The sequence below is a fragment of the Vibrio fortis genome, from assembly GCF_000695685.1.
Lineage (GTDB): Bacteria > Pseudomonadota > Gammaproteobacteria > Enterobacterales > Vibrionaceae > Vibrio > Vibrio fortis_A.
In genome coordinates, this window is sequence record NZ_JFFR01000027.1 from 759,464 (window position 1) to 766,984 (window position 7,521).

Annotated in this window: 8 protein-coding genes; 4 read left to right on the forward strand and 4 right to left on the reverse strand. The window is 44.9% G+C overall.

Features of this window, described 5'->3' with window-relative positions; genetic code table 11:
• Positions 1–9 precede the first annotated feature (9 nt).
• Complete coding sequence (locus tag VFDL14_RS03835; protein WP_032552891.1) at positions 10–1,149, reverse strand: efflux RND transporter periplasmic adaptor subunit; 1,140 nt, start codon at positions 1,147–1,149, stop codon at positions 10–12.
• Positions 1,150–1,410: 261 nt separating this feature from the next.
• Here VFDL14_RS03835 and VFDL14_RS03830 point away from each other — a divergent pair, with 261 nt between their 5' ends.
• Positions 1,411–1,854: a dCMP deaminase family protein gene (locus VFDL14_RS03830; RefSeq protein WP_032552892.1), complete on the forward strand. Its 444-nt coding sequence runs from the start codon at positions 1,411–1,413 to the stop codon at positions 1,852–1,854.
• Between the two features lie 118 nt (positions 1,855–1,972).
• Here VFDL14_RS03830 and VFDL14_RS03825 read toward each other — a convergent pair whose 3' ends face one another.
• The 3 genes from VFDL14_RS03825 to pepT all read right to left on the reverse strand — a co-directional run bounded on the left by VFDL14_RS03825 (position 1,973) and on the right by pepT (position 4,687).
• A complete protein-coding gene (locus VFDL14_RS03825) occupies positions 1,973–2,815 on the reverse strand; it encodes a mechanosensitive ion channel family protein (RefSeq protein ID WP_032552893.1) in 843 nt (280 codons plus the stop codon).
• A gap of 93 nt (positions 2,816–2,908) precedes the next feature.
• Positions 2,909–3,376 carry a DM13 domain-containing protein gene (locus tag VFDL14_RS03820; RefSeq protein ID WP_032552894.1) on the reverse strand — a complete coding sequence of 156 codons (468 nt, stop codon included), beginning with the start codon at positions 3,374–3,376 and terminating at the stop codon, positions 2,909–2,911.
• A 78-nt stretch (positions 3,377–3,454) separates the two neighbouring features.
• Positions 3,455–4,687, reverse strand: a complete 1,233-nt coding sequence (gene pepT / locus VFDL14_RS03815; RefSeq protein WP_032552895.1) for a peptidase T — start codon at positions 4,685–4,687, stop codon at positions 3,455–3,457.
• Positions 4,688–5,035: 348 nt separating this feature from the next.
• On the opposite strand from pepT, the gene VFDL14_RS24785 reads away from it, so the two are divergent.
• From VFDL14_RS24785 to VFDL14_RS03805, 3 genes are all read left to right on the forward strand, one after another.
• Positions 5,036–5,176 carry a hypothetical protein gene (locus tag VFDL14_RS24785; protein ID WP_167332357.1) on the forward strand — a complete coding sequence of 47 codons (141 nt, stop codon included), beginning with the start codon at positions 5,036–5,038 and terminating at the stop codon, positions 5,174–5,176.
• Between the two features lie 294 nt (positions 5,177–5,470).
• Positions 5,471–6,523, forward strand: coding sequence for an aldo/keto reductase (locus tag VFDL14_RS03810; protein WP_032552897.1), 1,053 nt, complete (start codon positions 5,471–5,473; stop codon positions 6,521–6,523).
• Positions 6,524–6,687: 164 nt separating this feature from the next.
• Positions 6,688–7,422, forward strand: coding sequence for an RNA methyltransferase (locus VFDL14_RS03805; RefSeq protein WP_032552898.1), 735 nt, complete (start codon positions 6,688–6,690; stop codon positions 7,420–7,422).
• The last annotated feature ends 99 nt before the right edge of the window (positions 7,423–7,521 follow it).

A 7,521-nucleotide genomic window follows, 5' to 3' on the forward strand; every position in this document is an offset into this window, starting at 1 on the left:
TTGTGCCCCTTACTCTGCTTTCTCAGAAGCTGAAGGCTGAATACGCACTGACATTCCATTTCTTACGCGCTGTAGGCCTTGTGTGATGATCGCATCGTCTTTTTCAAGACCAGAATGAACAATCACACCGCCTTCAACCTGACGACCCATTTCGATATTACGACGCTCTGCAACCGGAGCACCTTCCCCTTCCACCAGAACCATCACAAAATCACCTTCAAGGTCAGTTTGAACAGCGCGGCGTGGGATAGTCACAACATCGATCTCTTGCTTATCACGCAGGTTTACACGTACGTGTTGGCCTGGAAGAAGCTGTTGGTTCGGGTTATCCGCGATAGCACGCATTGCGATCGTACCTGTGTTTAGGTTGATACGGTTGCCTAAGAAATCCAACTTGCCTAGGTGCTCAAACGCTTCACCGTTCTCTAAAACAATTTGTACTTCAACGCGGTCTTTATCGCTGCTGCCATCGCCTTCAATGCGATCCATACCTAGCGCTAAGCGCTCACGTTCACTAATGCTAAATGCAGCATGAACAGGGTCTAGACTTACCAATGTGGTTAATACACCAGAAGATGGAGAAACAAGGTCACCGGTGCTCACTTTGCTATCGCTAATACGGCCTGCAAACGGCGCTTCGATGCGAGTGTGAGAAAGTTGAACGTTAGCTGAGTTTAGTTGAGCTTGGTTTGCTTCAAGTTGTGCCTGAGCACCTAGCAGAGCAGCAGTAAGAGCATCGAATTCCGATTGAGAGATGCTGCCTTTAGGAAGTAGGTTTTTACCGCGATTGAAATCTAATTCGGCCTTTTTAAGGTTGGCATTCGCTTGCGCTACCGACGCTTTTGCACTCGCTACTTGTGCTTCAAAAGAAGAAGGCTCAATGGTGTAAAGCAACTGACCTTTCTCAACCATTTGTCCTTCTTTGAAATGACGGTTTTGAAGGTAGCCCGATACTTGAGCCGTAATCGCTGTATCTTCTACAGCTTCAATACGACCAATATAAGACTTGCTTTGTTGGTGAGGAATAACATTAACATCCTGTACTGCTACGAGAGGTAAAGGCGCTTGTTGGGCGTTTTGGGCATCTTGCCCACAGCCGACAAGGATCATAGAGCTGGCCAGAGCGGTCAGGAGTAGCTTTTTACGCATTGGTATACCGTCGCTAGTTAAAAATAGAACAGTATAAAAATCTACGTAACACAATTGCGACGATTGTCCGAGGAATATCAATTATTACCAGCCAAAATGTTTCAACTTGTAAATAGCAACTTGATGCACATAAATAGCTTACAATTGCGCTACATTTTTCCTGAAAATCTTAGGCTTAGGCTTTTAGTCTGACAGGATATTGTCTAACATGATGACTCTTCATATCTAAAATTTGTCTTATACATCGTTAAGGTAATGTACATGATTTCAAAATGGGCTAAGCGTTTTTACCAAATGGCAGAGTTGGTCGGCTCATGGAGCAAGGACCCGTCAACTCAAGTAGGTGCCGTAATTACCAAACATAACCGCATTGTGTCTGTCGGCTTTAATGGATACCCACATGGCGTATCAGATAGTGCCGACACAGATGAGCGCGAGATGAAATATCTGAAGACACTGCACGCAGAAGAGAACGCAATTCTGTTCGCTAAGCGAGATCTGGATGGTTGTGAAATCTGGGTAACACACTTCCCGTGTCCGAATTGTGCTGCAAAGATCATTCAAACGGGTATCTCTGCGGTTCACTGCCCAGCACAAAGTGAAGACTTTTTGTCACGCTGGGGCGACAAGATCAAAGTCAGCCAAGACATGTTTGAGCAAGCTGGCGTGCAGGTTGATTGGTTACCAGTAGAAGAACTCTCTTAACCAATAACCCAAAAACTTATTCGTTTATATAGCGAATGCATTAATACAAAAAAGCCGATAACAGTTCGCTGTTATCGGCTTTTTTATTGTTTATTGTTCAATGAACAGAGAGCGGAAATTACTCCTTGTCTGGAAACGCTTGAGCATAGCTTTCCATAAAGTCGCGACGAATCTCCTGCTCTAGATGAGAAGCTTGTTCTGTCGGACAGAAAATCATGAAGTGCACCACTTGCTCACCGGTTGCCCCACTCGTCACATGAATGTGCGGCTCTGAACCGGGAAGATCTACCCCAGCATGACGCTCGATCACAGCATTGTAACGGCGAGCGACTTCAATAAAGTCCTCACTGTGCGCTTCGATCTGTTTGATCAATCCTGGAATCAGCGGGTACAAATTAACGAAATCTTTCACCACAATAGAAAAATCGTGGTAAACATAGCGCTTCATAAAGTTGAGGTTCTTTACCGGGTAAGTAAAAAACATACTGTTAGGTAGCGTGGCTGTTTTACCTGTGTAGTGATATTGCCCGTGGTACAGGTCAATTTCCTGAATCACTGTCGCCATCATGTTGTGCTCAATCACCTCACCGCTGATCTTACCGACTTCAATCCAATCACCAATACGAAAAGAGCGTGAGCTTGCTCTTTGAATAGAACCGGTAAAACAGAGGATGATCTCTTTCGATGCCACAACGATCGCCACCGCAATCGCAGTTAACGATAGCGCGAACTCACTAATTTCCGACTGCCAAAGTATGAATAGCGTGATTACTATGAAGGCAAAGGTGCCATTCTTAGTACGAGACATCCAGTTACGCTGATCTTCAGAGAGAAAGGCAACATCACCTCTGATTTGAGACAGTGTGATTCGGCGAATAATTAAAACAACAGCGATGATTAGCGCACTGAACAAGCCTTTGTGCGCCAATAAGAAATCAATCACTTGCCACATTTTTTCCATTACAACTTCCTTTGGAATGATGATGACTTAACCTAACAAAAGCGCCCATTTACTGAGCGCTTTTATTAGTTAAAAACGGCTTTGTTTAGGCTATCATTTTATTTTTGCAGAAGTAATAAACTCGCCAAAAGTTTCACACCAAATCACAACCGTATCGTACTGGGTGAGATCTGTCCCTTGAGGTAGATTCAACATAAAGCGGTCAAAGGTTTTTACATCGCCCACTTTCAGCATTGTTGACTTAAGCTCATTAAAAGCAACTTCAGTTTCAACATAACTCGGCGACAGATAGAGTTTATAGTCTGGCCCCGGAGCGAGTTCACCCTCAAAAGCTATAGCGTCCTCAGTAATGGAGACAATCCCCTCTCCCCAATGAAGAAAATCACTGTCTTGGCGATCTTTAGTAAACTCGCCACTCAGCACCGCTTTCTCTGTTACCGCTTGCACTGAATTGACCGACGGTGACTCAGGTTCAATCAAAATAGGTAACGCATATACCCCTAGCCCAAAACCAAAAGCACCCACAGCAAGGTGGGTGCAGAGTAGAATTAATTTTCTCATCGCTTACTCCCTTATACTTATGGAAAGTATTAATGAATACTCTCTAAAATACAAAGGGATAAAGCATTAATTCCTATCTTATTTTTGATAATGTGTAGCAGTATTTTGAGATAGCTCTACGATCACTTTCACAGCCAGTTCCATACCCTGAACAGTAATGAACTCATGAATACCGTGGAAGTTGTAACCGCCGGTGAAAATATTCGGGCATGGTAACCCCATAAATGAGAGTCTCGCACCATCCGTACCGCCACGAATTGGTTTAATCATAGGCTCAACGTCGCAAGTGATCATCGCCTGTTTGGCCAATTCGATAATGTGCTGATGCGGCTCAACCATCTCTTTCATGTTGAAATAGCTATCAGTAAGCACAAGCTCTACACTGCCTTTCTCTAAACGACTATTTAGCTCATCAACTTTTTGTTGCATGAAGGCTTTACGTTCCTCTACGCCCTCGCGCTCAAAGTCACGAATGATGTAGCCTAGCTCCGAGCGCGCGACGCCCATCTCCGCTGATTTAAGGTGATAGAAACCTTCATAGCCCTCGGTGCATTCAGGTGTCTCTTCCGTTGGCATCATCAGTTGAAACTGTGCTGCGATGTTCATCGCATTGACCATCTTGCCTTTCGCTGTGCCCGGGTGAACATTGACGCCATGACAGATAACATCAGCACTTGATGCGTTAAAGTTCTCAAATTCCAGCTCGCCTACAGGGCCACCATCAATGGTATAAGCCCACTCAGCACCAAACTTTTCAACGTTGAACAGATCAGCGCCACGTCCAATCTCTTCATCAGGCGTGAAACCGATACAAATATCACCGTGTTTCAATTCAGGGTTAGCTTTTAGGTAAGCGATAGCCGTGATGATTTCAGCAATACCTGCTTTATTGTCCGCACCAAGCAACGTCGTTCCGTCAGTTGTAATCAAGTCATGACCGTGCAGTGCGTTGAGATCTGAGTACTGCTCTGGGTCTAAACACTCGCCACTGCTACCTAGTTGTACTACGCCACCTTGATAGTCACGTATTAATTGTGGCGCGACATTGGCACCCGATGCATCTGGTGCGGTATCCATATGGGCAACGAAGCCGATCGCTGGCACTGAATAATCAACATTCGACGGTAGCTTGGCCATCAGGTAACCATTACAATCTAGGCTGACATCACTAAGTCCTAGTGCAATCAACTCTTCCTTTAACGCCTCTGCAAAGGTCATTTGACCGCTAGAGCTAGGGCACTGGGTATTCGAAGGGTTAGACTGAGTATCAAAGGTCACGTACTTAAGAAAACGTTCAACTAACTGTTCCATAACTTGTTCTCACCATGGATTTAACTAACTGATTCATCAACACAATTATGATTCGAATAGACTAAGATTTGAGAAAGGTAGTCTTGAAGATGTTGATGTGTGAACGCTCATCTTACGCCCCTAAAGGATGAGCAATTTGCTCTAAATCATTTTTCTGCGAAATGATCAGAGCTTCCTATACTTGAAATTAGAGGGTTTCGTCAGTTACTTATTGCAAGAGGATGATAAACCGTCGTTTTGTTCTCATTCTACGCCCTCCGCTCTCAGCCTAAAAAAAGAACAAAATGGATGATGATCACAGTTTATCCTTCGAGCAAACTATGTCATACGTTACATGAGGGTTCGATTATGACTATCAATAAGTACTTTGTTTTTGCTCCTCAAGCGACTGAGGAACAAGTTAAAACGGCATCGACAGACAAAGAATCTCAAAGACTGGAAGCTTTAAGACAGGTTCAACAACAAGGTGGCATGAGCGCAGAGGACTAAAATCGGTCCAAACCAATCATTCACTTAGAGCCGTATCACGCCCTGACTTCTCCACGCAGGGCGTTAGCCTCCCAACTTCCTACCTTGACCTAAGCATCCTTTTCTCCGGATTCAATACCGTACACTTGTATCCACTCTGCGCTTCATTCAAGCGTTCTATACATAGTTAAAAACCGTACCCGAACGTGTTTTTTTATGTTACTAATTTGTATTCCAACTCACGCCACTCGCGATTTATTTTTCGTCAAAACTCTCATCTGCGGTGGACGTATAACAATAGGAATCCAGTAACCAATGGAATATTCAAAGTTAGGAAGCAGCCAAATTCCAGTTTCTCGCGTCTGTCTTGGAAGCATGACATGGGGCCTGCAAAATACTCAACAGCAAGCCGACCAACAGATCGAGTACGCACTTAGCCAAGGGATTAACTTCATCGATACCGCTGAAATGTACGCGGTTCCGCCTTCTCCTGAGACTTACGGCAAAACTGAAGAGATTATTGGCGACTGGTTATCACGCAACCCTCAACGCCGTGGCGAACTGATCATCGCAACCAAGATTGCCGGTGCAGGCTTACCTTGGGTTCGTGGTGGCGGCCCTATTACTGGTGAAGCGGTAATTGCCGCTGTCGATGCGTCATTGAAGCGACTCAACACAGATTATATCGACCTCTACCAACTGCATTGGCCAAACCGCACAACACCGCATTTTGGTAAGCATTTCCCAGGTCACATTTCGTTTAGTGATATTGATCGCCAAAAACACGAAAACCAAATGCTGGAGATCCTTCAGGCACTAGCAAGCTGCATTAAAGCAGGCAAGATTCGTCACTGCGGTCTGTCTGACGACACAACTTGGGGGATTAATACCTATCTCAAGTTGAGTGAAAAACACGACCTACCACGCATGGTGTCGATTCAAAATGAGTTCAGCCTACTACACGCAAAAGATTGGCCATATTTGATTGAAAACTGTGTTCATGAAGACGTCGCTTACCTACCATGGTCGCCACTGGCAGCAGGTATGCTGAGTGGTAAGTACATTGATGGAGCGCGCCCTGCGGGCAGTCGTTGGACATACATGCAGCGTAAAGGCATTTTCCGTGACACTGAAATCGCTAACTCGGCAGTGAAAGAGTACGTGGAAGTGGCGAAAACCCATGGCTTTACTCCAAGCCAACTTGCTCTAGCATGGTGTAACCAAGTTGATGGTGTTACATCGACGATTATCGGTGCAACGAATCTAGACCAGTTAAAAGAAAATGTGGCGGCGTTCAGTAAGCCTCTGTCGGAAGAAGTGTTAGCTGATATCAACACCGTATTTAGACGCTATCCAGTACCGTACTAATTCACGGTCACGCCACCTTATGTGGTGATAACAAGACCAAACTAAAACATAAAGCGCATCGAAAGGTGCGCTTTTGTTTTTAATCTCGTGAGCATTTCACTCTCCCACTTTGTGTTCCTTAACCTTTGCTCTATAATGCGCGGGCTTATATCTAGGATAAAAACATGATTTCAAAAAACCAATTAAAACTCCTTCGCGCCTTAGGTCAAAAGAAGCAACGTAAAGCACACGGCTTGTTCCTTGTTCAAGGAGAAAAGAATGTGCTTGAGCTAATCAACAGCGCTCTAGTGGTGAAGAACGTTTTTGCAACGGCCGAGTTTCTGGCACAAAACCACGCAGCACTGAAAGAGTTCGATTGTGTTGAAGCTTCCCTAGATGAGCTAACTAAAGCCAGTACATTGGTGAGTAACAATGCCGCTATTGCAGTTGTTGAAATTCCATCATTCGAACTGCCAAAAGCAAACGGGCTGATGATCGCACTTGATGGTGTCTCTGACCCGGGCAACCTTGGCACCATCATTCGTGTTGCTGACTGGTACGGCATTAAACACATTGTGGCGAGCAGCGATTGTGCTGATCCTTACAACCCGAAAACCATTAGTGCAACAATGGGAAGCTTTGGTCGTGTGCAAGTGAGCCAAACCGATCTACCGAGCTACTTGGAACAAGCGAACTTACCGGTATACGGCGCATTTCTTGAAGGTGAGAGTGTACACCGCACGGAGTTTTCAGCTAACGGCATTCTATTGATGGGCAGCGAATCTCACGGTATTCGTGAAAAAGCGGCTCAATTCGTGACAGACAAAATCACGATTCCAGCCTTTGGCGGTGCGGAGTCTCTTAATGTCGCGATGGCAACAGGGATCATTCTCGACAACATGCGTCGTCAGCACAGTTAGTTTAACTCAACGACGATCATCTGATGTGACCCCATTAAAGTAGACACTTAATACGGAGTATTAAGTGTCATGAAAGTAAAATCACAAAGACAATATACA